Source organism: Pseudoxanthomonas sp. 97-1-1 (assembly GCF_057773125.1).
Genome location: NZ_JBYMTJ010000001.1, coordinates 1,502,241 through 1,525,000, shown reverse-complemented (window position 1 = coordinate 1,525,000; position 22,760 = coordinate 1,502,241). Strand labels below are relative to the sequence as shown.

The 22,760-nt window shown below is 65.7% G+C and carries 17 protein-coding genes and 2 rRNA genes (1 of these 19 only partly in view); 14 read left to right on the top strand and 5 right to left on the bottom strand.

Annotated features, from left to right (window positions below; genetic code table 11):
- The 7 genes from AC3DET_RS07085 to AC3DET_RS07055 form a co-directional block, all read left to right on the top strand.
- A 23S ribosomal RNA gene (locus AC3DET_RS07085) occupies positions 1-2,714 on the top strand (it extends 165 nt beyond the left edge of the window).
- A gap of 126 nt (positions 2,715-2,840) precedes the next feature.
- A 5S ribosomal RNA gene (gene rrf / locus AC3DET_RS07080) occupies positions 2,841-2,955 on the top strand.
- A 93-nt stretch (positions 2,956-3,048) separates the two neighbouring features.
- Positions 3,049-4,278 (top strand): dipeptidase, encoded by a 1,230-nt coding sequence (locus AC3DET_RS07075; RefSeq protein WP_488391144.1) that lies wholly within the window; start codon positions 3,049-3,051, stop codon positions 4,276-4,278.
- A gap of 111 nt (positions 4,279-4,389) precedes the next feature.
- Positions 4,390-5,232, top strand: coding sequence for a metal-dependent hydrolase (locus AC3DET_RS07070; RefSeq protein ID WP_488391143.1), 843 nt, complete (start codon positions 4,390-4,392; stop codon positions 5,230-5,232).
- A 194-nt stretch (positions 5,233-5,426) separates the two neighbouring features.
- Positions 5,427-6,305 carry an RNA polymerase sigma factor RpoH gene (gene rpoH / locus AC3DET_RS07065; protein ID WP_192199889.1) on the top strand — a complete coding sequence of 293 codons (879 nt, stop codon included), beginning with the start codon at positions 5,427-5,429 and terminating at the stop codon, positions 6,303-6,305.
- Between the two features lie 130 nt (positions 6,306-6,435).
- Positions 6,436-7,860 carry a hypothetical protein gene (locus tag AC3DET_RS07060; protein WP_446538438.1) on the top strand — a complete coding sequence of 475 codons (1,425 nt, stop codon included), beginning with the start codon at positions 6,436-6,438 and terminating at the stop codon, positions 7,858-7,860.
- A gap of 44 nt (positions 7,861-7,904) precedes the next feature.
- Entirely contained in the window at positions 7,905-8,408 is a 504-nt protein-coding gene (locus AC3DET_RS07055; protein WP_225590746.1) for a DUF1203 domain-containing protein, read from the top strand.
- On the opposite strand, the gene AC3DET_RS07050 is transcribed toward AC3DET_RS07055, so the two are convergent.
- The 3 genes from AC3DET_RS07050 to AC3DET_RS07040 all read right to left on the bottom strand — a co-directional run bounded on the left by AC3DET_RS07050 (position 8,381) and on the right by AC3DET_RS07040 (position 13,237).
- Complete coding sequence (locus AC3DET_RS07050) at positions 8,381-9,658, bottom strand: NAD(P)/FAD-dependent oxidoreductase (protein ID WP_488391142.1); 1,278 nt, start codon at positions 9,656-9,658, stop codon at positions 8,381-8,383. The two genes, AC3DET_RS07055 and AC3DET_RS07050, sit on opposite strands and share 28 nt — an antisense overlap.
- Positions 9,659-9,731: 73 nt before the next feature.
- Positions 9,732-11,051, bottom strand: coding sequence for an MFS transporter (locus tag AC3DET_RS07045; protein ID WP_446538435.1), 1,320 nt, complete (start codon positions 11,049-11,051; stop codon positions 9,732-9,734).
- Complete coding sequence (locus AC3DET_RS07040; RefSeq protein ID WP_488391141.1) at positions 11,051-13,237, bottom strand: primosomal protein N'; 2,187 nt, start codon at positions 13,235-13,237, stop codon at positions 11,051-11,053. The genes AC3DET_RS07045 and AC3DET_RS07040 overlap by 1 nt, the downstream gene beginning before the upstream one ends.
- Before the next feature lie 444 nt (positions 13,238-13,681).
- Between AC3DET_RS07040 and AC3DET_RS07035 the strand changes: the two genes are divergently transcribed.
- Both AC3DET_RS07035 and AC3DET_RS07030 read left to right on the top strand, forming a co-directional pair.
- A complete protein-coding gene (locus AC3DET_RS07035) occupies positions 13,682-14,650 on the top strand; it encodes a hypothetical protein (protein ID WP_488391140.1) in 969 nt (322 codons plus the stop codon).
- Positions 14,637-15,230 carry a DUF3106 domain-containing protein gene (locus AC3DET_RS07030; RefSeq protein ID WP_488391139.1) on the top strand — a complete coding sequence of 198 codons (594 nt, stop codon included), beginning with the start codon at positions 14,637-14,639 and terminating at the stop codon, positions 15,228-15,230. Before AC3DET_RS07035 ends, AC3DET_RS07030 begins: the two co-directional genes overlap by 14 nt.
- Positions 15,231-15,334: 104 nt before the next feature.
- On the opposite strand, the gene AC3DET_RS07025 is transcribed toward AC3DET_RS07030, so the two are convergent.
- Positions 15,335-16,546, bottom strand: a complete 1,212-nt coding sequence (locus tag AC3DET_RS07025) for a DUF3667 domain-containing protein (RefSeq protein WP_488391138.1) — start codon at positions 16,544-16,546, stop codon at positions 15,335-15,337.
- A gap of 101 nt (positions 16,547-16,647) precedes the next feature.
- Between AC3DET_RS07025 and AC3DET_RS07020 the strand changes: the two genes are divergently transcribed.
- The 4 genes from AC3DET_RS07020 (at position 16,648) to map (ending at position 21,148) form a co-directional block, all read left to right on the top strand.
- Positions 16,648-18,027, top strand: coding sequence for an MATE family efflux transporter (locus AC3DET_RS07020; RefSeq protein ID WP_337732305.1), 1,380 nt, complete (start codon positions 16,648-16,650; stop codon positions 18,025-18,027).
- 63 nt (positions 18,028-18,090) lie between these two features.
- Positions 18,091-19,995 carry a signal peptide peptidase SppA gene (gene sppA, locus AC3DET_RS07015; protein ID WP_488391137.1) on the top strand — a complete coding sequence of 635 codons (1,905 nt, stop codon included), beginning with the start codon at positions 18,091-18,093 and terminating at the stop codon, positions 19,993-19,995.
- Positions 19,996-20,162: 167 nt separating this feature from the next.
- Positions 20,163-20,375, top strand: coding sequence for a ParD-like family protein (locus AC3DET_RS07010; protein WP_337732303.1), 213 nt, complete (start codon positions 20,163-20,165; stop codon positions 20,373-20,375).
- Complete coding sequence (map, locus tag AC3DET_RS07005) at positions 20,372-21,148, top strand: type I methionyl aminopeptidase (RefSeq protein ID WP_488391136.1); 777 nt, start codon at positions 20,372-20,374, stop codon at positions 21,146-21,148. The genes AC3DET_RS07010 and map overlap by 4 nt, the downstream gene beginning before the upstream one ends.
- 637 nt (positions 21,149-21,785) lie before the next feature.
- Here the strand turns inward: map and AC3DET_RS07000 are convergent.
- Entirely contained in the window at positions 21,786-21,914 is a 129-nt protein-coding gene (locus AC3DET_RS07000) for a hypothetical protein (protein WP_337732301.1), read from the bottom strand.
- Positions 21,915-21,972: 58 nt separating this feature from the next.
- Here AC3DET_RS07000 and AC3DET_RS06995 point away from each other — a divergent pair, with 58 nt between their 5' ends.
- Positions 21,973-22,749: an SDR family oxidoreductase gene (locus AC3DET_RS06995; protein WP_488391185.1), complete on the top strand. Its 777-nt coding sequence runs from the start codon at positions 21,973-21,975 to the stop codon at positions 22,747-22,749.
- Positions 22,750-22,760 lie beyond the last annotated feature (11 nt).

Sequence of the window (22,760 nt, the reverse complement as noted above, 5' to 3'; positions counted from 1 at the left end):
GCTGGAGGCAAACCCGGTGAACTGAAATATCTAAGTAACCGGAGGAAAAGAAATCAACCGAGATTCCCTGAGTAGTGACGAGCGAACGGGGACCAGCCCTTAAGCTGGATTGGTTTTAGAAGAACAGTCTGGAAAGACTGGCCATAGACGGTGACAGCCCGGTATTCGAAAGGACCTTTTCAGTGAAGACGAGTAAGGCGGGGCACGAGAAACCCTGTCTGAACATGGGGGGACCATCCTCCAAGGCTAAATACTCCTGACCGACCGATAGTGAACCAGTACCGTGAGGGAAAGGCGAAAAGAACCCCGGAGAGGGGAGTGAAATAGATCCTGAAACCGTGTGCGTACAAGCAGTAGGAGCCCGCAAGGGTGACTGCGTACCTTTTGTATAATGGGTCAGCGACTTACTGTTCGTGGCAAGCTTAACCGTATAGGGGAGGCGAAGGGAAACCGAGTCTGATAAGGGCGCATAGTCGCGGGCAGTAGACCCGAAACCGGGTGATCTAGTCATGCCCAGGGTGAAGGTGCCGTAACAGGTACTGGAGGCCCGAACCCACTCCCGTTGCAAAGGTAGGGGATGAGGTGTGATTAGGAGTGAAAAGCTAATCGAACCCGGAGATAGCTGGTTCTCCTCGAAAGCTATTTAGGTAGCGCCTCGTATGAATCTTCTTGGGGGTAGAGCACTGTTATGGCTAGCGGGACATCGCGTCTTAGCAAACCATGGCAAACTCCGAATACCAAGACAGAATGTACGGGAGACACACGGCGGGTGCTAACGTCCGTCGTGAAAAGGGAAACAACCCAGACCCACAGCTAAGGTCCCAAATTTCGTGCTAAGTGGAAAACGATGTGGAAAGGCACAGACAGCCAGGAGGTTGGCTTAGAAGCAGCCACCCTTTAAAGAAAGCGTAATAGCTCACTGGTCGAGTCGGTCTGCGCGGAAGATTTAACGGGGCTAAGCACGAAACCGAAGCTTGGGGTGCATAACTTTGTTATGCGCGGTAGAGGAGCGTTCCGTAAGCCGTTGAAGGTGACTTGAGAAGGTTGCTGGAGGTATCGGAAGTGCGAATGCTGACATGAGTAACGATAATGCGGGTGAAAAGCCCGCACGCCGAAAGCCCAAGGTTTCCTTGCGCAACGTTAATCGACGCAGGGTTAGTCGGTCCCTAAGGCGAGGGCGAAAGCCGTAGTCGATGGGAAGCAGGTTAATATTCCTGCACCTCGCGTGAGTGCGATGGAGGGACGGAGAAGGTTAGGTGTACCGGGCGTTGGTTGTCCCGGGGAAAGGCGGTAGGTTTGGATCTTTGGCAAATCCGGGATCCTTTAAGACCGAGCACCGAGACGAGTCCTTTTGGACGAAGTCACTGATACCACGCTTCCAGGAAAAGCTCCTAAGCTTCAGCTCACGCAGACCGTACCGTAAACCGACACAGGTGGGTAGGATGAGAATTCTCAGGCGCTTGAGAGAACTCGGGTGAAGGAACTAGGCAACATGGCACCGTAACTTCGGGAGAAGGTGCACCCTCTTTGGTGGCCCATGCGGGCTATAGCTGAGGGGGGTCGCAGAAACCAGGCCGCTGCGACTGTTTATCAAAAACACAGCACTCTGCAAACACGAAAGTGGACGTATAGGGTGTGACGCCTGCCCGGTGCTGGAAGGTTAATTGATGGGGTCAGCCGCAAGGCGAAGCTCTTGATCGAAGCCCCAGTAAACGGCGGCCGTAACTATAACGGTCCTAAGGTAGCGAAATTCCTTGTCGGGTAAGTTCCGACCTGCACGAATGGCGTAACGACAGCGGCGCTGTCTCCACCCGAGACTCAGTGAAATTGAAATCGCTGTGAAGATGCAGCGTTCCCGTGGCAAGACGGAAAGACCCCGTGAACCTTTACTATAGCTTTACATTGAACGTTGAGTTCGTCTGTGTAGGATAGGTGGGAGGCTATGAAACCGAGGCGCTAGCTTCGGTGGAGCCAACCTTGAAATACCACCCTGATGTGCTTGACGTTCTAACCTAGGTCCGTAATCCGGATCGGGGACCATGTATGGTGGGTAGTTTGACTGGGGCGGTCTCCTCCCAAAGAGTAACGGAGGAGCTCGAAGGTACGCTCAGCGCGGTCGGACATCGCGCACTGTGTGCAAAGGCATAAGCGTGCTTGACTGCGAGATCGACGGATCAAGCAGGTACGAAAGTAGGACTTAGTGATCCGGTGGTTCTGTATGGAAGGGCCATCGCTCAACGGATAAAAGGTACTCCGGGGATAACAGGCTGATACCGCCCAAGAGTTCATATCGACGGCGGTGTTTGGCACCTCGATGTCGGCTCATCACATCCTGGGGCTGTAGTCGGTCCCAAGGGTATGGCTGTTCGCCATTTAAAGTGGTACGCGAGCTGGGTTCAGAACGTCGTGAGACAGTTCGGTCCCTATCTGCCATGGGCGTTGGAGATTTGAGAGGGGCTGCTCCTAGTACGAGAGGACCGGAGTGGACGAACCTCTGGTGTTCCGGTTGTCACGCCAGTGGCATTGCCGGGTAGCTATGTTCGGAAGCGATAACCGCTGAAAGCATCTAAGCGGGAAGCGCGCCTCAAGATGAGATCTCCCGGGGCACAAGCCCCCTAAAGGAACCATCAAGACTAGGTGGTTGATAGGTCAGGTGTGTAAGTGGGGCAACCCATTGAGCTAACTGATACTAATGATCCGTGTGGCTTGACCATATAACCTCAAGTGGCCTTGGACTCGACGATATCGTCAGAGAAAATCCAATGCCCGCTACGTCACAAGACCCTATGAGAGATTGGCGCCTTAATCCGTTCCTTGGATGGCGACGCTCCAACCCTCTCCCTGGTGAAATTAGCGCTGTGGTCCCACCCGTTCCCATCCCGAACACGGAAGTGAAACGCAGCCGCGCCGATGGTAGTGTGGCTTAAGCCATGCAAGAGTAGGTCATCGCCAGGGGCTTTACCCCGAAACCCCCGTCCGATAGGACGGGGGTTTTTTCTTGCGTCGCTTTGGCCAACAATCGATCCTCATCTCACAGGGGGACGATGCATGAAGCGGTGTCGATTGATCTTGGCGATTGCGCTGATCGTGCCCGGTGCTGATGCTGCGGCAGGAGGCACGTCGATAACGGCGCAACGCGTGCATGAAGCAGCGCTGGTGCTTGATACGCATCTGGACACGCCCGCGAATCTGCGGCGCCCCGGCTGGAGCATCGCAGACAATCACCAGCATGAAGGCGATCTCTCGCAGGTCGACCTGCCGCGCATGAAGGCTGGTGGGCTGGATGGAGGCTTCTGGGTGATCTACACGGCCCAGGGTGCGCGCGATGACACCGGCAAACGCGCCGCGCGCGACCATGGTCTCGAGCGTCTCGCCAGTATCCTGGAGATGCTCGCGGCGCATCCTGCCGAGATGGAACTCGCGCTCACCGCGGATGACGCCGAGCGGATCGCCGGTGCCGGCAAGCGCGTGTCGTTCATCAGCATGGAAAACGCCGCGCCGCTGGCGAGTGATCCAACCCTGCTGACGGCTTACCATCGCCTGGGGTTGCGCATGCTCGGCATCACCCATGTACGCAACAATGATTTCGGCGATTCTTCCACCGATCCGGCAGGTGCCGAGTGGAAGGGACTCAGTCCGGCCGGACGGGCTCTGGTGGCCGAAGCGAACCGGCTTGGCATCGTGCTGGATGCGTCGCATGCCAGCGACGCGGTGTTCGACCAGTTGCTCGCGCTGTCTTCGGCGCCGATTGTCTTGTCGCATACGAGTGCCGATGCGATCTACGACCATCCGCGTAATATCGACGACGCGAGAATCCGCCACCTCGCGGCGAAAGGCGGGGTGATCCACGTCAATGCTTACGGCGGCTACCTGGTCGACATCCCGAAGATTCCAGAACGCGAAGCGACGATGGAAAGCCTGTCGAAGACGTTCGGCCCCGAAAACAGGCTGCCGGCGGATCGCGTGGCGGACTATCTGGCCGAGCGCCGCGCAATAGACGTGCGGTATCCCGCCAGACGGGCGACGTTCGACGAATACATGGCACACCTGCTGCACATCCTGAAGGTTGCTGGCGTGGATCATGTCGGCATCGGCGCAGACTGGGATGGCGGCGGTGGCGTCGTTGGCCTGGAAGATGTCAGTGCCCTGCCACGGATCACCGAGGCGCTGCTGGCGGCAGGCTACTCCGAAGTGGACATCCGGAAAATCTGGGGCGGCAACCTCCTGCGCGTATTGCGGCAGGCGCAGAAGGGCGCCGCGCCCCCGGCATCTCCATGATCGCAAGGGTGCACTGCCGATACTCTTCGACGACCGCTCCGCTGTGGGTGAATCGATGCAGTGGGTCAGGACGCCTTCGCCCTCGCCGGTGAGCACGGGCAGGGCAGAGACATGAGTGAATCCATCACGCCGCGACGCTTCGTTGCAGGCCTTCCTCTCGACATTCCCCGGCACTGGTTACCGGGCAACGAAGTGGTTTCGTCGCTGCTCAATGCATACACCATCCTGGTGCCCGCGAACGAAGCCTTCTATATCCGGACGCTCAATGCGTGCATGCCGCATGTTGCCAGCGACGCGCTGCGCGGGCGCTGCCAGGCGTTTATCCGGCAGGAGGCGCAACATGGAGTGGCGCACAAGCGCTACTGGGACAACCTGGATGCGCAGGGATACGCATACCGTGGCTTCGAGCGCACGGTAGATCGTGTCGTCTTCCGCACGATGGACCGCTACGCGCCGCTTTGGCTACGGGTCTCACTGGTGAGCTGCGTCGAACACATCAACGCCTTCCTGGGGTATGAGTTCCTGTCGCAGTCGATCCTGGTCGAGGCGGATCCAAGTGTGCGCGACCTGATGGAATGGCACTTCGCAGAAGAGATCGAGCACCGTGCAGTCGCGTTCGATCTGCTGCAGGCGATTGCGCCTCGCTACGCGGTGCGCTTGCTGGGCGCGCTGACGACAACCACGCTTTTCTACGCCTTGATGATCGGCATGGCCACGTCACTGTTGGCCCAGGATCGCTTGGTGTGGAGAAAGGCCTCCTGGCGCCAGGTGGCCCATCACTTCGGGAAGGGGCATGGGATGGCGCGCCGCACCCTTCGTCACCTGCGCGACTACCTGCATCGGGACTTCCATCCTTCGCGTTTGGAGGGTGCCGACGACCTTGCCGCCCAGGTGCTGGCGAGGCAGGCTCGGAAAGCGCCGCCCGCCGTCGTGGCGATGTCCTCCCGAACCTGAACGCCAGATCGCCGGGGCGGGTGAGGGATTTCCGAACTAGCTGGGCATTACGTGATCCGGGATTGCCAAGTAATTGATAGGACAGGAATATTCCTGGACTAGTCCGCCGGAGGGAGATTGTTGCAGACGTAGGACAATGGGGAACTTCCCTGGTGGTTAGCAGTCGAACCCCCCGACTGCTAACATCCCTGCCCATGAGCCAGAACACTCCTACTACCGCCCTGGTCACCAACAGCCTGCCGATTCCCAGTGCCCTGGGTTCGCTGGACGCCTACATCAGTGCCGTGCACCAGATCCAGGTGCTGTCGGTCGAGGACGAGCGAGCGCTCGCCCACCGTTATCGCGAGGATGAAGACCTCGACGCGGCGCGCGAGCTGGTGCATTCGCACCTGCGCTTCGTGGTGCATGTCGCCCGCGGTTACAACGGCTACGGCCTGCCGCTGGGGGATCTGATCCAGGAAGGCAACATCGGCCTGATGAAGGCGGTGAAGCGTTTCGATCCCGACATGGGCGTGCGCCTGGTGAGTTTCGCCGTGCACTGGATCCGTGCCGAGATGCACGAGTTCATCCTGAAGAACTGGCGCATCGTGAAGGTCGCCACGACCAAGGCGCAGCGCAAGCTGTTCTTCAACCTGCGCAAGTCCAAGACACGCCTGGGCTGGATGAATGCCGAGGAAGTCAGCGTCATCGCCAAGGACCTCAACGTGTCCGAGCGCGAAGTGCTGGAGATGGAAGCGCGCCTGTCTGGTCGTGACATCGGTTTCGACGCCTCCTCTGACGAGGACGAGGATCATGCCCCGCCCTCTCCGGCCAGCTACCTGGTCGCCCACGATGAGGATCCTTCGCAAGCCTACGAGCGTGCGGACAGCGAAGACAATCAGATGGAACTGCTGCGCGAAGGCCTGGCGAATCTGGATGAGCGTTCGCGCGACATCATCAAGCGCCGCTGGCTGGATGGCGAAAGCAAGATCACGCTACAGGAACTTGCCGACGAGTACGGCATTTCCGCCGAGCGTGTCCGCCAGGTGGAAGCCAACGCGCTGAAGAAGATGAAGGCGCTGTTCGCGGCCTGACCCGGCATCGCGTCAGCGTACTGAAGAGGCCCCGTAAGGGGCCTCTTTTCGTTTGCAAGGTTCATCGATCGACGGAAGTGTGATCCACTACGCCGCGATCCGCCTCGGGCGGCAACTAAAGGAGCAGGGCATGGCGTGGGGCAACAAGCGGCAGTGGGTACTCGCGTTGGCATTGGCATGCGGCATGGGGGCGGGCGCGGGCGGCACGCCGGCCATGGCGGCCGAAACCGGCAACACCAAATCCTCCGGCGAAACGCGCGGCGTGAGTTTCAGCATCGATCGCGAGGAATACGACGCGCAGGCGCGCGCCGCGATGCAGATCGATCCGGTGGTGTCCGCGCAGCTTGGCGCGATTCGCAAGGTCGTGCTGGACGATGCCGCGAGCATGGACCAGCCCGGCCCGGACGTACTGGTGTTCGACGTCGAGGGCAGCCGTGGCAAGGGGCGCGTCACCGCGCGTTTCATCACCGTCAGTGCAACGGAGGAGGCGCTCGGCCCTGGCGTGCTGGTGATGTCGGACGGCACCGAGCACGTGATCGAAGGCGACGCCGACGCGTTGGCTGCGGAAGACGACCACCATGGGCACGACCATGATGAGGACGTCGGGGCGGGCGCCGATCTCTTCACCCGCCAGGCGCAGGAAGCCGCGCAGCGGTATCCGCTGATCCGCCAGCACATCGGCCAGATCACGACATTCGAGATCGACACGGAGGCTACCGGTGCCGCGCCGGGCATGAACACCTTCGTGTTCGACGTGGTGGGCGACAAGGGCCGTGGGCGATTGGAAGCGGACTTCATCACCGTCAGTGCCGAGACCGAACGCCTCGGCAAGGGCGTGCTGACGCTGGCCAATGGCCGCCGCTTGCCGTTCGAAGGCGAGCCGCGCGGTGAAGACGAGCCCGCCGATGAGGCGGGCGTCGATGGCCTGTTCGGCGATATGCAGGACAACATCTTCACCCGCCAGGCGCGCGTCGCCGTGCAGCGCTACCCGCTGGTGCAGCAGCACATCGGCACGCTCGCCTCGTTCGAATTCGACCTGGCTGCCACGGGCGAGGCCGAGGGTGCCAACGAGTTCGTGTTCGCACTGGCGGGCGACAAGGGCCGTGGCCGCATCCTCGCGGAATTCATCACCGTGGACGCCGACACCGAGCGTCTCGGCAAGGGTGTGCTGACGCTCGCCGATGGCCGCGAGATTGCGTTCGAGGGCGAGGCGCCGATGGAGGGCGAACTGGCGTCGCCGCGCATCGATACGGATCGCGGCGAGGTGCCCGACACGTTCGCGCGGCAGGATGGCATCTTCGTGCTGCAGGCCAACGCGGCGATGCAGGCGCATCCGGTCGTGCAACGCCACATCGGCGACATCCGCGAGGCGGCCTTCGACCGTGACGCGTCCTGGGCAGCGGAAGGCGAGCTGTATGTCTTCGACCTGAAAGGCAGCAAGGGCGCAGGCCGCCTCGAGGCCGAATTCATCACGGTCGATGCGGACAGCGAGCGCATCGGCGACGGCGAGCTGGTCATGGCCGACGGCAAGCGCTATCCGCTGGACCCGAAGTAGGCCGGACAAGATCCGGATAGCGCCGCCTCAAGGGCGACACGAACATGGCATCCCGTTTCCCGCAGCGTGATGCCATGTCGTTCGTGATCCGCGGGCTGTCGCCCGAACCCTTCCGTCCTCTGTTCGCGCTCGACGCCGCCGCACTGGCGGCGCGCAACATCCGTCGCGTCGTCGCCGATGCCGACCGTGGCTTTCCCTGCCGCGTCACGCTGCAGGATGCGCAGCAGGGCGAGACCCTGCTGCTGCTTCCCTATCTGCACCACGATGTCGCCGGTCCGTATCGCGCCAGTGGGCCGATCTACGTGCGCGAAGCGGCGCTGCATATCCATGCCGCCGAATACCACGACACATTGCCGCCGTCATTCCCGCGCCGGTTGCTGTCGCTACGGGCCTATGACGAGGACGGTCTGATGCGGGACGCCGAGGTGGTGGAAGGCGCGAACGCGTCACCGCACCTGCAGCGTCTGCTCGATGCGCCCGGCGTCGCCTATCTGCACGTGCATAACGCACGTCCCGGCTGCTACGCCTGCCGCGTCGATCCCGGCTGATCCTCGTCCTTGCCGAGGATGATCCGCGCGCCGCGCTGGTAGCTCCAGTATGCCCAGCACCAGTTCAGCAGCACGACCAGGCGGTTGCGGAAGCCGATCAGGAAGAACACGTGCGCGGTCAGCCAGAACCACCACGCCAGCAGCCCGGAAAATTTCAACCGACCGAAATCCAACACCGCCGCCATCCGCCCGATCGTCGCGAGATTGCCGTAGTCCTGGTAGCGGAACGCGCCGGGCGCCGGACCACCCGACAGTCGCGCACGCAGCACCTGCGCCACGTGCCGGCCCATCTGTTTCGCCGCCGGCGCCACGCCGGGCACGGGACGCCCGTCCGAGGTCACGGCGGCGAGATCTCCCGCGACGAAGATGTCCGGATGCCCCGTGACGCTGAGATCGGGCTGCACCGGCACGCGGCCGGCGCGGTCCAGGGGCACGTCCAGCGAGCGCGCAAGCGGTGATGCCGCCACACCGGCCGCCCACACCACCGTCTTCGCGGGCACGAAGGCGTCGCCCAGCCGGTAACCCTCGTCGGTGATGTCGCTGACCGGCGTGCCGGTCACGACCTCGACGCCCAGTTTTTCCAGTTGCCTGCGCGCCTTTTCCGACAGTGCGTCGGGAAACGAAGCCAGCACGCGCGGTCCCGCTTCCACCAGTCGCACGCGCGCCTGCGAGGGATCGATGCGGCGGAATTCGTTCTTCAGCGTGTGCCGCGCGATCTCCGCCAGCGTGCCCGCCAGTTCGACCCCGGTCGGTCCACCGCCGACGATCGCGAAGCTCAGCCATGCGGCGCGCCTGCCTGGATCGGTCTCTGCCTCCGCACGCTCGAACGCGAGCAGCAGGTGACGTCGCAGTTGCAGCGCATCATCCAGCGTCTTCAGGCCCGGTGCGTGTCGCGCCCATTCGTCGTGACCGAAGTAAGCGTGCGTCGCGCCCGTGGCCAGCAGCAACGAGTCGAACATGATCGTCGTGCCGTCCGCCAGGACGACCTGCCTTGCATCCGGCTCGATCGATGCAACATCGGCCAGCCGTACTTCGACGTTCTCCTGTTTGCGCAGGATGTGGCGCAGCGGCGCGGCGATATCGGGTGCGGACAGCCCGGCGGTGGCCACCTGGTAAAGCAGGGGCTGGAACAGATGGTGGTTGTGGCGGTCGATCAGGGTGATGCGTACCGGCGCGGAAGCCAGCGCACGCGTGGCCCAGAGTCCGGCGAAGCCGCCGCCGACGATGACGAGATGGTGTCCTGCCTGCATGCCGTCTCCTGCTGCCATGGTCGCGTGGCGTCGTCGCGGATTGTCGCACGCGCCGTATCCGGGGCGCGCAGGATCATTCCGGATCGCGATCGATCAGCGAGGTCTCGCGCGTATCGGGCATCCACAGGTACACCAGCAGCGAGCATGCGATGCACGCCGTGACATACCAGTAGAAGCCGGTTTCGTGGCCGATGTCCTTGAACCAGAGCGCGACCATGTCGGCGGTGCCGCCGAAAATCGCCACGGTCAGCGCATAGGGCAAGCCGACGCCGAGGGCGCGGATCTCGACGGGAAACATCTCTGCTTTCACCACTGCGTTGATCGCGGTGTAGCCGCTGAGGATCACCAGCGCCGCCATCAGCAGCCAGAATGCCTGCGCCGGGCTGGAGACCGTCTGCAGCGTCGACAGGATCGGCCACGTGCACAACGTGCCCAGCACACCGAAGGCGATCAGGATGCGTCGACGGCCGATCCGGTCGGACAGCGCACCGACCACCGGCTGCAGCAGCATGAAGAAGAACAGCGTCGAGGCGTTGATCAGGCTGGCCGTCTGGCTGGCCATGCCCGCGCTGTTGACGAGGAATTTGTGCACGTAGGTCGTGTATGTGTAGAACGCCAGCGTGCCACCCATCGTCAGTCCGACCACGGCGAGCACCGCACGTGGGTGTTGCATCAGGGCACGCAGCGTGCCCTGCGCCTCCTGCTGGTCTGGCGTGCCCGCAGCCTCGCGGCGGGAGAACGATTCGGTCTCCACCATGTTCCGGCGCAGCCACAATGCCACCAGCGCCGCCGCGGCGCCGATCGCGAACGGGATGCGCCAGCCCCATTCGCGCAGCTGCCCGTCGGTCAGGAATACGCGCTGCAACGCGATCAGTACGGCCAACGCGATCAGGTGGCCCATCACCAGCGTGACGTACTGGAAGCTGGACCAGAAGCCGCGATGCCCGCGCGTGGCCATCTCGCTGAGATAGGTCGCCGATGTGCCGTATTCGCCGCCGACGGACAGGCCCTGCAGCAGCCGCGCCATCACCAGCAGGATCGGTGCCGCCACGCCGATGGTCGCGTAGCCCGGCGTGCAGGCGATGATGAGCGAACCCGCACACATCATCACCACCGACAGCATCAACGCGCGCTTGCGGCCATGGCGATCGGCGTAGCGGCCCAGCAGCCAGCCGCCGAGCGGGCGCATCAGGAAACCCACCGCGAAGATCGCGGCGGTCTTCAGCAACTGACTGGTGCGGTCCCCACCGGGGAAGAACACTTCGGCGAAGTACAGCGAGAATGCCGCGTAGACGTACCAGTCGTACCACTCCACCAGGTTGCCGACCGAGCCGCTGAAGATGCTGCGCAGGCGGCGCGCGGGCGTCATGGCAGCGTGTGTGTCGGCGCTCATCAGTAGAGGTCCATCGGGTCGATGTCGAGCGACCAGCGCGTACGGCGCGCTTCCGGCATTGCATGGATCTGCGGCAACGCGAGGTCGAGTGCGCGGTGCAGCGTGCGGCGTTCCGGCGAGGACAGCAGCAATTGCACGCGGTGCAGGCCGGCGCGGCGTGGCATCGGTGCGGGCAGGGGGCCGTGCATTTCCAGGGTGGCGTCCTGCGCGCGCAGGCTCTGCTTGGCGGCCTGCAGGAACTGGTGCGCGGCATCCACGTGCTGGGCTTCCGCACGCAGCAAGGCCAGATGTGCGAACGGGGGGAAGCCCGCCATCCGGCGTTGCTCCAGCTCCGCATCGGCGAAGGCGTGGTAGCCGCCGGTGATCAGCGTGTTCAACAGCGGATGATCGGGGTGATGCGTCTGCAGCCAGACATCGCCGCGCTTGCCGGCGCGCCCGGCGCGCCCCGCGACCTGGATCAGCTGCTGGGCGAGCTTCTCGCCCGCACGGAAGTCGGTGGAAAACAGGCCCTCGTCCACGCCGACCACCGCCACGCGGGTAAGGTGCGGCAGGTCGTGGCCCTTGGCCAGGATCTGCGTGCCTACCAGGATGCCGGGCGCATCGCCGAGCCTGGCCAGTTGTTGCGCCAGCCCATCACGCTTCTGCGTGGTGCCGCGGTCCACCCGCAGCACCGGCACGTCGGCGAACAGGTCGGACAGTGTTTCCTCCAGCCGCTCCGTGCCGATGCCCTGCGGTTGCAATGCCAGGCCGCCGCAGTCGGGGCATGCCGGAGGGGCGGCCTGCCGCGCGCCGCAGTGATGGCACTGCAGGCGCTTGCCGCCCGCATGCACCGTCATCGCACTGTCGCAGCGCTTGCAGTGCGCGCTCCAGCCGCAGTCGTGGCACAGCAGCACCGGGGCGTACCCGCGGCGGTTCTTGAACACCAGTACCTGGCCATCCGCCTCCAGCGCCTGGTGGATGGCCTGCAGCGTGTCGGGCAGCAGGCCGGCCTGCTGCGGTCGCTTGCGCATGTCCAGCACGCGCACGCCGGGCGGTTGCGCCCCGCCCGCGCGCCGCGACAGGCGCAGGTGTGCGTAGCGGCCGCTGCGCGCGTTGTGCAGCGTCTCCAGCGATGGCGTGGCGCTGCCCAGTACCACCGGCACGTCCTGCGCCTTGCCGCGCACCAGCGCGAAGTCGCGTGCGTGGTAGCGGATGCCGTCCTGCTGCTTGTAGCTGCCGTCGTGTTCTTCGTCGATCACGATCAGGCCGGCCTCCGGCAACGGGGTGAACACCGCCGAACGCGTGCCCACGATCACCCGTGCCTCACCACGCAGGCAGGCGGCCCAGGTACGGGCGCGCTCGCCATCGTTGAGGCCGGAGTGCAGCGCATGCACGGGCACTCCCAGGCGCTCGCGGAAGCGCGCCAGCATCTGCGGCGTCAGGCCGATCTCCGGCACCAGCACCAGCGCCTGGCGTCCACGATGCAGGCAGTCGGCGATCGCGTGCAGGTAAACCTCGGTCTTGCCGCTGCCGGTCACCCCGTCCAGCAGCAGGGCACCGAAGCCGGTCGTGCCGGTGATCGCCTCGGCCGCGACGCGCTGTTCGTCGTTGAGCGCCGGACCAGGCCGGGGCGAAGGGGGCGTCGTCGTGGCGGGCGCGACGACGCGTTCGGCCAGGCCGCGTCTGGCGAGGTCTCGTGCGGTGGCGCGCCCGGCATCCACGTGCAGGTCCAGCACGTCCTCGTCGAGCGAGGCGTGTGCGGCCAGCAGGTCGGCCAAACGCCGTGGCCGGCTGCCTGCGCGCAGGCGATCCTGCTGGGTGCGGCCGGCTTCCGTCAGCCGCCAGTGCCAGGCGTGGGTGTCCGGCAGCGGCTCGCCCTGGCGCAACTGGACCGGCAGGGCCGTTGCGACCACCTCGCCCATTGGCGCGTGCGTATAGCGCCCCAGCCAGTGCAGCGAGTCGAGCAGTTCCCCGTGCAGCAGGGGGCTGGCATCGAGCAGCGCCTCGGCGTGGCGCAGCTCCAGATCCGGATCGGCCGGCTGCCCGACGCCGGCCACGAAGCCGGTCAGCGCACGGTTGCCGAACAGCACCTTGACCCGCTTGCCCACGTCCTCCGGCGAGGCGGCGTGGCCGGGCGGGGGCAGGTAGTCGAACAGCCGTGGCAGGGGGACTGGCAGCGCGACCTGGAGGACGGAAACGGGCGACATTGCGTGCAGTGTATCGGCCCCTCCCGGCGGGGGCACATCTCGCGCAGTTGCGGTGATGTCCTGTCAAAATCTTGACGAAAATCACGCAAGTGCCCATCCCACAAGGGGATTCCGATTTATCCACACCAGCTGTGGATAAATCTGTGCATGGCGAGATTGCTTCACGGCGCGATGACGGTCCTGCAAGCCTCGGTGCCACCTTGGCGAAAAAAGCGCCATCCCTATATTTTTCAATGAAATCATGCAGTTGCCCGTGAAACCCGATTGACACAATGTCCTGACGGGGGAGTCCCGGGCCCGGCATGACGGTTTGGTGACCGCTGTGCACAACGTTTTTCGCGGAAAGCCTTGTGCGGCCGAAGAGAGCAGGTTCCGGCGCGATGTCAAGCGTCCATAGGGGCCCGCAGGCTGACTATGATCGGGTCGTCCGCAACCGGTTTCGCCATGGCTCCCACCCCCGCTTCCGACCCGCCGCCCGCCGCCCTTGCCGCCTTCCTGCGGGGGTGCGAACGCCGGGGCGCGGTGTTCGCCGCGCTCCAGTGCGGAGACCCCGACCGTGGCGACGTCGCCCTGGCGGCGGCATTGCGCGCGTTCCGTGCCAAGGCGGCGGCGCTGCCGATGGCGGACTGGCCGGTGCGCTTCTGGTCGCTGCTTGCCGCCACCCCGCAACTGCGGGCGGACGGCGCGCACGCGCACTGGTCGGGTTCGCTTGCGGCCCTGGCGGCACCGGCGCCTGCCGACCGCGCCGCCCTGCTGCTGCGGCTGGCAGGCGGCCTGCAGGAGGCCGAGGCCGCCGAAGCGCTCGGCATCGACGACCCGGCCTACCGCGATGCCTTGGCCCGTGCCTGTCCGCGTGATGCGGCCGGGCAGCCCGACGCTGCCGGGTGGCGTGCGCTGGCGGAAGCCATCCAGCAGCACCTGCGCGACCTGTCCCCTGACCGTCTCGCCACACTGGCCCGCCTGCGGGAGGACGCCCTTGCCGGCACGCGCCCCGTGCCGCCGGTGGCGAAGCCCGCTGCGCTGGCCGTGACGGCTCCTCCGCGCCGCCGACGCTGGCATTGGAGCCTGCTCGCGGTGCCCCTGTTGCTGGCGGCCGCTGCGGCAGGGTGGTGGTGGTGGGACAGGCAGGGCGCCCCGCCACCGTCCGGCACGGCAGGAGTCCCGGCGGGCGGCGACGGCGCGCTGGCGCTGCCTCCGGATCCGGTGATCGCCGTGGCCGAACTGCCGGCTGCCGACGCCCCTGCCGTGCGCTCCGACGCTGCGATGGCGCCGCACGAACATGTGGACTTCGCGCTGCTCGCCGATGCCGACGAGGAGGCCCTCGCCCGCGAGGCCGACTTCCTGGCCTGGTACGTGGCCGGCGCAGGCACGCCTCAAACGCCTGCCGTGGAGGATGACGATGCGGCGCGTTGAGATGCGGATGGCGCTGCTCGGCGCCGTGGGCCTGGTGGTCTCGATCGCCGGCATCGCCGTCTCCGCCGCGCAGGACGCCGCGCCCGGCGCGCGCTGGCAGGCGATGTCACCGTCCGCGCAGGCGGCGTGGCAGCAACGGCGCATTGCGTGGGATGCGCTGCCCCTGCACGAACGCGAAGACCGTCGCGCGCGCTACGCCGCCTGGGGTGCACTGGACGAAGTACAGCGCGTGCGGTTGCGCGCCGCGGCCGCCGAGGTCGCTGCGCTGCCGCCGGAACACCAGGCTGCCCTGCGCACGCAGTTCGCCGTGCTGGATGCGATGCAGCGCAACGGATGGCGCTTGGGGCCGGCGCTCGGTGCTGACTGGCCACGCCTGCACCCCTTGTTCGCCTACGTACCGCCCGGCGAGCGCGACGCGGCGCTCTCGGTGCTCCACCAGCTCGACGCGGAGCAACGGGACGATCTGGCCGCGCTGGCGCAGCGCTTGCCGCCGCAGGACCGGGATGCGTTCCGTCGTGAACTGCTGGCGGTGCCTGTCAGCCAGCGGCGCGCATGGCTGCGGCAACAGCGTGATCGCTAGCCGGGGGGAGCACTGAACACCGGATCCCGTTCGTGGTTCGACGGGCTCACTACGAACGGCGTGCACGGCGGCGTGCCTGCACGGCGTCGTCGTGCGGCGTTTCCCTACGCATTCACCAGGCTGGTCAGGGACAGCAGGACCATGGCCGTGACGACGAGCATGAAGTACAGCATGCCCAGCGCGAGGTACTTCACCAGCGTGACGACCGGGTGCTGGCGATAGACGCGCTGCTGCATCCAGAACAGGTACACCGGCATCCAGCACATGATCAGCAGCTCGGCCAGCCACACGGGCGCGCGTGCCACGGTCGCCTGCGCGGGCAGCAGGCTGTCGATGAAGGACAGGGCGAAGAACGCCAGCACGCACAGGCACAGGTAAGCGTGGCTGTAGAGCGCCACCACCAAGTGTTCCAGGTACACCCGGCGTGTACCGATGTACGCCAGCTTCAGCAGCAGCGCGAACACCGGCACCAGCACGAACAGCGCCGATGGAACCGACCCCATCATGGTGTTCTTGAACAGTTCGGGGTCTTTCTGCAGGCGCGGGATGTTGTCCTGCGCCCGCGCGATCTTCTTGTTCAACCAGCGGTTGCCGAACGCCGGCAGCCAGTCCACCCGGATCGGATTGTCGGTCGGATGCCATGGCTTTCCGTTCTGCGAGAACAGCGAGCCGGTGGAATCCGGCATCGGCCCGTCCTTCGGAATCCGGTCGGGTTCGGCCAGCGCCGGATGATCCGGCTGCAGCGCGGCGATGCGCGCGCGTGCCCGCGCCTGGGTCCCGCGGATGTTGTCTTCCACGCGACCGCGCGCGAAGGCGAGCGGCGGCGGGATGGTGGCGCGCGCGGCCAGCAGCCCGTCGATGGTCCGGTCGCGCAGGCGCACCACTTCGTCGGGGTCGGTCAACGATTCGAAGTCGACGCCTTCGTCCCCTGCGCCCGTCACCTGGACCGTCGTGCCGCCCTTGCCGTCCGCCACGGCAGGCGGGCTCAGCACATCGCCGCTGCCCATGGCGAACTTGCCCACGAAGAACGTCAGCACGCTGAGGACGACGAACAGCCGCAGCGGCGCCACGAAGGGCGCGCGATGGCCTGACAGGTAGGCGTTCGCCAGCTTGCCCGGCGACATCAGTGTGCGCAGGGTGCGGAAGATGCGGCCGTCCAGGTGCCAGAACGACTCGAACACTTCCTCCACCGCATGCCCGAAGCTGCGCAACGGATTGTGCGAGGTCTGTCCGCAGGCATGGCAGAACTCGCCCTGCAGCGGTGTATGGCAGTTCTCGCACGCGCTGGCGTGCACGGCATCGTGCGATGGGGTCATGGGGCGTTCGGGTGGCGCGGCGGGCTAGCGGGTAAGATACCGGCCTCCCGTGACCCGGTGCCAGCGCGAATCCGCGCGGCCGCAGTCCGGCGGTTGATCCCATGTCCCGTTCCCCCTCCCCGACCCCGCGCTTCGGACAGGAAGTGCGCGCCACAGGCACGCTCGCGTTGCCGCTGGTGCTGGGCCACGTCTCCACCGGCCTGATCGGCTTCGTCGACAACGTCATCGCCGGCCACCACGCCACCCAGACGCTGGCGGCCGTCACCGTGGGTACCGCGTTGCTGTGGCTGCCCATGATGGTGCCGATCGGTACGCTGATCTCGCTGACGGCGTCCGTGTCGCAGCTGGATGGCGCGAAGCGGCGCGACGAGATCGCGCCGCTGTTCCGCCAGGCGCTGTGGCTGTCGTTGGGGCTGGGCCTGCTGATGTTCGCCTTCCTGAGCGCGGCGCCGTATGCGCTGGCGGCGTTCGGCATCACGCCCGACATCATTCCCGGTGCGACGGCGTTCCTGCACGGCATCCGCTGGGGCGTGCCGGCGCTGACGTTCTACTTCTGCATGCGCTATCTGAGCGAAGGCACGCACTGGACGCTGCCCACGATGATCCTGGGCTTCGGCGGCCTGCTGGTGCTGGCGCCGGTGGGCTACGTGCTGACGTTCGGCAAGCTCGGGTTCCCGGAGATGGGCGCAGGCGGGCTGGGCATCGCCTCGGCGCTGACCATGTGGCTGCAGGCCATCGCGTTCGCGATCTACCTGGCGCGCGCGCGCCGCTTCGCCGACCTGCAGCTGTTCGCGCATTTCGAGCCGCCGCGTCGCGAACCCATCCTGCAACTGCTGCGCACCGGCCTGCCCATCGGCATCACGGTGCTGATGGAAGGCAGCCTCTTCATCGTCACCGCGCTGCTGATCGCGCGCCTGGGCGCCACGCCCGCGGCCGCGCACCAGATCGCCATCAACGTGTCGGCGCTGTGCTTCATGATCCCGATGGGCGTGGCCGAGGCCACCACGGTGCGCGTGGGCCATGCAGTCGGTTCGGGCGACGTGGCCGGCATCCGCCGCGCCGCGCACGCGGGCTACGTCATCGTGCTGGCCACGCAGGCCATGTCGGCGTTGTTCCTGCTGCTGGGCCATGACCTGGTGGTGGCGCTGTATACCGATGACCTGGCCGTGGCCGCCCTCGCCGGCACCCTGCTGCTGTTCGCCGCCGCCTTCCAGTTCCCCGATGGCATCCAGGTGCTGTCCGCCGGTGCGTTGCGCGGGCTGAAGGACACCCGCGTGCCGATGTGGCTGGCCGTGGCGGCCTATTGGGGCCTGGGCATGCCGCTGGGCGCCGGGCTTGGCCTGGGCCTGGGCTGGGGACCGCAGGGCATGTGGCTGGGCCTGATCGTGGGCCTGACCGCCGCCGCCGTGCTGCTGGGCTGGCGCTTCCAGCGCAGCAGCCTGCGCTGGACCGCCGCCACGCCCGCGGCTTCCGCACGGTGACCAACGGGGCATGTAAGCCCCGCAGGCACACGCTACAGTGACCCCAGTTTCCCGGAGTTCCCCATGAGCCAAGTCGCACCTGCACCCCGCCGCAGCCCGATCACCACGTTCTTCGTCGGCCTGTGGGACGTGATGAACTTCACCCGCAAGCTGGTCCTCAACCTGATCTTCTTCGGGCTGCTGTTCCTGATCTTCATCGTGTTCGTCATCGCCGCCGGCAGTGGCGGGGTGAAGCCGCTGATGGAGCGCACCACCTTCGTGCTGGCGCCGGAAGGCCGCCTGGTGGAACAGTTCACCGCCGACCCCGCCACCCGCGCGCTGGCCAAGGCGTTCGGCGACAAGAGCGCCGAGGAAGTGCAGCTGCGCGACCTGCTGCGCGCCATCGAGGCCGCGCAGAAGGACGAGAAGATCGAACGCATGCTGCTGCGCGTGGACCAGCTGCAGCCCACCGGCTACGCCTCGTTGCGTGAAGTCGCCGCCGCGCTGGCGAAGTTCCGCGCCTCGGGCAAGCAGATCGTCGCCTTCGGCGAGAACGTCAGCCAGACCCAGTACCTGCTGGCCGCGCAGGCCAACGAGGTCTACATCGACCCGATGGGCAGCCTGATGCTGGAGGGCCTGGGCCGCTATCGCCAGTACTACCGCCAGGGCCTGCAGGAGAAGCTGGGCGTGGACGTGCACCTGTTCAAGGTGGGCGAATACAAGTCCGCAGCCGAACCGTACGTGCTGGACGCTGCATCGAAGGAAGCCAAGGAAGCCGACCTGTACTGGATGACCGACGTCTGGCAGCGCCTGCTCGCCGACATCGCCAAGGTGCGCAAGACCACGCCCGAGGCGCTGGCCGCCGGCATCGACACCATGCCCGAAGGCATTGCCGCCGCCGGTGGCGACCTGGCCAAGTACGCCCTGCAGCAGAAGCTGGTGGACGGCCTGAAGACGCAGGAAGAAGTCGAGAACCTGCTGATCGAGCGCGGCGTGGCCGACGAGGATTCCGACACCGGCTTCCGCGCCATCGGCCTGACCGGTTACCTGTCCCAGCTCGATTCCCGCACCAATCCGCTCGACAAGCGCCCGCAGGTCGCCGTGGTGGTCGCCGAAGGCGAGATCACCGACGGCGACCAGCCGGCCGGCCGCGTCGGTGGCCTGTCCACCTCGGCGCTGCTGCGCGAGGCACGCGACGACGAGGACGTGAAGGCCGTGGTGCTGCGCGTGGATTCGCCCGGTGGCGGCGTGTATGCCTCCGAACAGATCCGCCGCGAAGTGGCTGCGCTGAAGAAGGCCGGCAAGCCGGTGGTCGTCTCGATGGGCGACCTGGCCGCATCGGGCGGCTACTGGATCAGCATGAATGCCGACCGCATCTATGCCGACCCGTCCACCATCACCGGTTCCATCGGCATCTTCGGCCTGATCCCCACCGTGCCGCGCACGCTGGAGAAGATCGGCGTGCGTACCGACGGCGTGGGCACCACCCGCTTCGCCGGCGCGTTCGACATCAGCCGCCCGCTGGACCCGGCGGTCGGCCAGGTGATCCAGTCCGTGATCGACAAGGGCTACGCCGACTTCACCGGCAAGGTCGCCGAGGCGCGCAAGAAGCCGGTCGAAGAGATCGACGCCGTGGCACGTGGCCGCGTGTGGAGCGGTGCGCAGGCCAAGGAGCGTGGCCTGGTCGATGAACTCGCCGGCCTGGACGCGGCGCTGGCCGATGCCGCCAAGCGCGCCAAGCTGGGCGAACCCGACAAGTACCGCGTGCGCTACATCGAGAAGATGTCCTCGCCGTTCTCGCAGTTCATGGGCGGCTTCGCCGGCAGCCGCCTGGGCTCGGCGTGGTTGAAGGACTCCGACTTCGCCCGCGCCCTGCTGGCGCGCAGCCTGCCGGAGATGGAAGCACAGCTGCGTTTCGTCGACGAAGCCGTCAACGACCGCCACGGTGCCCCGGTGAAGAGCCTGGCGTACTGCTTCTGCGAGTTCTGAACCTCATCGTCATCGCATGATCGACGGGCCGCGTGGGTAACCGCGCGGCCCGTTGCGTTTGCGGCATCGCCTGCCATGCAGGTCGCGGAGTGCAGGATCGCCCGGCTGGCAGTGAATATATGAAAAATATATGATTCATATACTCCATCCCTTCTCAAGGCACCTCCATGGGCATCGTCAACATCGACGACGCACTGCACGACCAGCTCCGCCGCGCCTGCACCGTCAGTCACCGCTCGATCAACGCGCAGGCCAACTTCTGGATCAAGGTCGGCATGCTGTGCGAGATGCACCCGGAACTGAGCTTCCAGGCCATCGTCGCCAATGAACTGCGCGCGGCGGGTGTGCAACCGCAGCCCGTGCGCCCGGGACACGCATGATCAAGCGCGAGGCCGAGCTCGCGTTGATGGCGGAGGCTGGCGTATTGCTGGCCTCCGTGTTCGACGCGCTCGGCAGGCTCACCCTGGAAGGCATGAGCACGATGGCGATCAACGACTTCGTCGAGCGTATGATCGTGGACGACCTGCACGCGCGGCCCGCCAGCAAGGGGCAGTACGACTTCCCATATGTGCTGAATGCCTCGATCGACGACGTGGTCTGCCATGGCATGCCGTCGGAGGCGGATGTGCTGCGCAGCGGCCAGATCGTCAACCTGGACATCACGCTGGAGAAGAACGGCTACATCGCCGATTCCAGCACCACGTATCTCGTTGGCGAGGTGGCGTATCCGGCGCGGCGCCTGGTGGCGGCCACGTACAGCGCCATGTGGAAGGGCATCGCTGCCGTACGACCCGGTGCGCGGCTGGGCGACATCGGCCATGCCATCGCGCAGTACGCGCGCGCGCACGGCTACAGCGTGGTCAGGGAATACTGCGGCCACGGGATCGGTCGCGAGATGCACGAAGATCCGCAGGTCCTGCACTACGGCACCCCGGGCACCGGTCTTGAGCTGGAAGAGGGCATGGTGTTCACCATCGAGCCCATGCTGAACCAGGGAAAGGCGGCGATCCGCTCGCATCCGGACCAGTGGCCGGTCTACACCCGCGACGGAAAACTCTCCGCCCAGTTTGAACACACGGTTGCGGTCACGCGGACCGGCGCTCGCGTGCTGACGCTGCGGCCGGGAGAAGTGCCGCTGTGTGAGCTTGGGTGATCAGCAACGACCGCATTGCCAGAGCGAGTTCATGCGAGGTCGTGTGATCAGGCAGGATTCTCAAACAACTGCTTGCAATGTCGGATTGACCACGTGGACGACCACGCAGTGGGCCACGACGTGCGAGCCTTCTTGGACGATGAACTTGAATCCGGGATGGAGGCGGCCAGCCTGATACTCAGGTGCGAGAAACCAGAGCTGCGCTCGTGCGGTGGTTCCGGGGGAATGGATTCGACGCCGATGTACTCGTGATATGCGTCATTGAGCATGCCATCGAGGCCAAAGTCGTGGTGTGGCCTGTATCCGGAGTGGATCGGGCCTGACTTGCCACTGTCTTCGGAGCTCAGGAAGCAGATGTCGGCTTCTATATCAGGTGGACGGCCTGGCCTCGCCATAGTGTCGAATGCTTGAAGTGGGCGAACGATGGAATGAGGTTTCAGTCCTCGCGCTCCAGCGCCGACCACATCGCTTCGATGATCACCATTGAGGCATCATCTGGGCGGCACGGCTTGCGCACGCTGAATCGATAAGCTGGTCATAGCCCCGCCACAGTCCGAGGAGCGGTATCGGTCGAGTGCACTTTATCCCGGAAACCATCGATGACGCCCGACGCTGGCGCAGGGGCGTGATCGATGAATCAGGAGGTGCCGTTGTCGCTGCCCGCCTGTGGTTCCGGCGGCTCGTCGGTCGGTGGCGGCTCGGGAGCGCGGCAGGCCACGCACGCCAGGGTGAGCAGGGCGAGCAGGATGAGGCGGATCCGGATCATGGCGACGGTCCTCCTGTGACGTGGCGCTATGCTACGCCCATCGATGAAGGAGACGCATGTGGCGGCGAACCGGTGGCGATTGGACGGGCAATTGGCCTTGGTGACCGGGGCCAGTGCGGGCATCGGGCTGGCGATCACGCGCGAGCTGCTTGGCTTCGGCGCCGACGTGCTGCTGGTGGCGCGCGACGAGGATGCCCTGCAGGCGGCGCGTGCCGAACTGACGGAGGAATTCCCCGAGCGCGGTATCAGCACGCTGGCTGCCGACGTGGCGGACGACGAGGATCGCCGGGCCATCCTGGACTGGGTGGAAGACCACGATGACGGCCTCAACATCCTGGTGAACAACGCTGGCGGCAACGTCACGCGCGCGGCGGTGGACTACACCGAGGACGAGTGGCGCAACATCTTCGAGACCAACCTGTTCTCGGCATTCGAGCTGTCGCGCTACGCGCATCCGCTGCTGACGCGGCATGCCGCCTCGTGCATCGTCAACGTGGGCAGCGTGTCCGGCATGACCGCCGTGCGCAGTGGCGCGCCCTATGGCATGACCAAGGCCGCGCTGCACCAGCTCACCCGCAACCTGGCCGCCGAGTGGGCCGAGGACGGTGTGCGCGTGAACGCGGTGGCGCCGTGGTACATCCGCACGCGCCGCACGTCCGGGCCCCTGTCGGACCCGGACTACTACGACGAAGTGATCGAACGCACCCCGATGCGCCGCATCGGCGAACCCGAAGAAGTCGCCGGGGCCGTCGCCTTCCTGTGCCTGCCGGCGGCGAGCTACGTCACCGGCGAGTGCATAGCGGTGGATGGCGGGTTCCTGCGATACGGGTTCTGACGATGGAGATG

Coding starts and splice junctions, on each gene's coding strand:
- AC3DET_RS07040 (WP_488391141.1), bottom strand. CDS start 13,237: ATGTCGCCCGTTTCCGTCCTCCAGGTCGCGCTGCCAGTCCCCCTGCCA.
- AC3DET_RS07050 (WP_488391142.1), bottom strand. CDS start 9,658: ATGCAGGCAGGACACCATCTCGTCATCGTCGGCGGCGGCTTCGCCGGA.
- AC3DET_RS07075 (WP_488391144.1), top strand. CDS start 3,049: ATGAAGCGGTGTCGATTGATCTTGGCGATTGCGCTGATCGTGCCCGGT.
- AC3DET_RS07060 (WP_446538438.1), top strand. CDS start 6,436: ATGGCGTGGGGCAACAAGCGGCAGTGGGTACTCGCGTTGGCATTGGCA.
- AC3DET_RS07020 (WP_337732305.1), top strand. CDS start 16,648: ATGTCCCGTTCCCCCTCCCCGACCCCGCGCTTCGGACAGGAAGTGCGC.
- AC3DET_RS07000 (WP_337732301.1), bottom strand. CDS start 21,914: ATGATCCGGATCCGCCTCATCCTGCTCGCCCTGCTCACCCTGGCGTGC.
- AC3DET_RS07045 (WP_446538435.1), bottom strand. CDS start 11,051: ATGAGCGCCGACACACACGCTGCCATGACGCCCGCGCGCCGCCTGCGC.
- sppA (WP_488391137.1), top strand. CDS start 18,091: ATGAGCCAAGTCGCACCTGCACCCCGCCGCAGCCCGATCACCACGTTC.
- map (WP_488391136.1), top strand. CDS start 20,372: ATGATCAAGCGCGAGGCCGAGCTCGCGTTGATGGCGGAGGCTGGCGTA.
- AC3DET_RS07030 (WP_488391139.1), top strand. CDS start 14,637: ATGCGGCGCGTTGAGATGCGGATGGCGCTGCTCGGCGCCGTGGGCCTG.
- AC3DET_RS07055 (WP_225590746.1), top strand. CDS start 7,905: ATGGCATCCCGTTTCCCGCAGCGTGATGCCATGTCGTTCGTGATCCGC.
- AC3DET_RS07070 (WP_488391143.1), top strand. CDS start 4,390: ATGAGTGAATCCATCACGCCGCGACGCTTCGTTGCAGGCCTTCCTCTC.
- AC3DET_RS07035 (WP_488391140.1), top strand. CDS start 13,682: ATGGCTCCCACCCCCGCTTCCGACCCGCCGCCCGCCGCCCTTGCCGCC.
- AC3DET_RS07025 (WP_488391138.1), bottom strand. CDS start 16,546: ATGACCCCATCGCACGATGCCGTGCACGCCAGCGCGTGCGAGAACTGC.
- AC3DET_RS07010 (WP_337732303.1), top strand. CDS start 20,163: ATGGGCATCGTCAACATCGACGACGCACTGCACGACCAGCTCCGCCGC.
- rpoH (WP_192199889.1), top strand. CDS start 5,427: ATGAGCCAGAACACTCCTACTACCGCCCTGGTCACCAACAGCCTGCCG.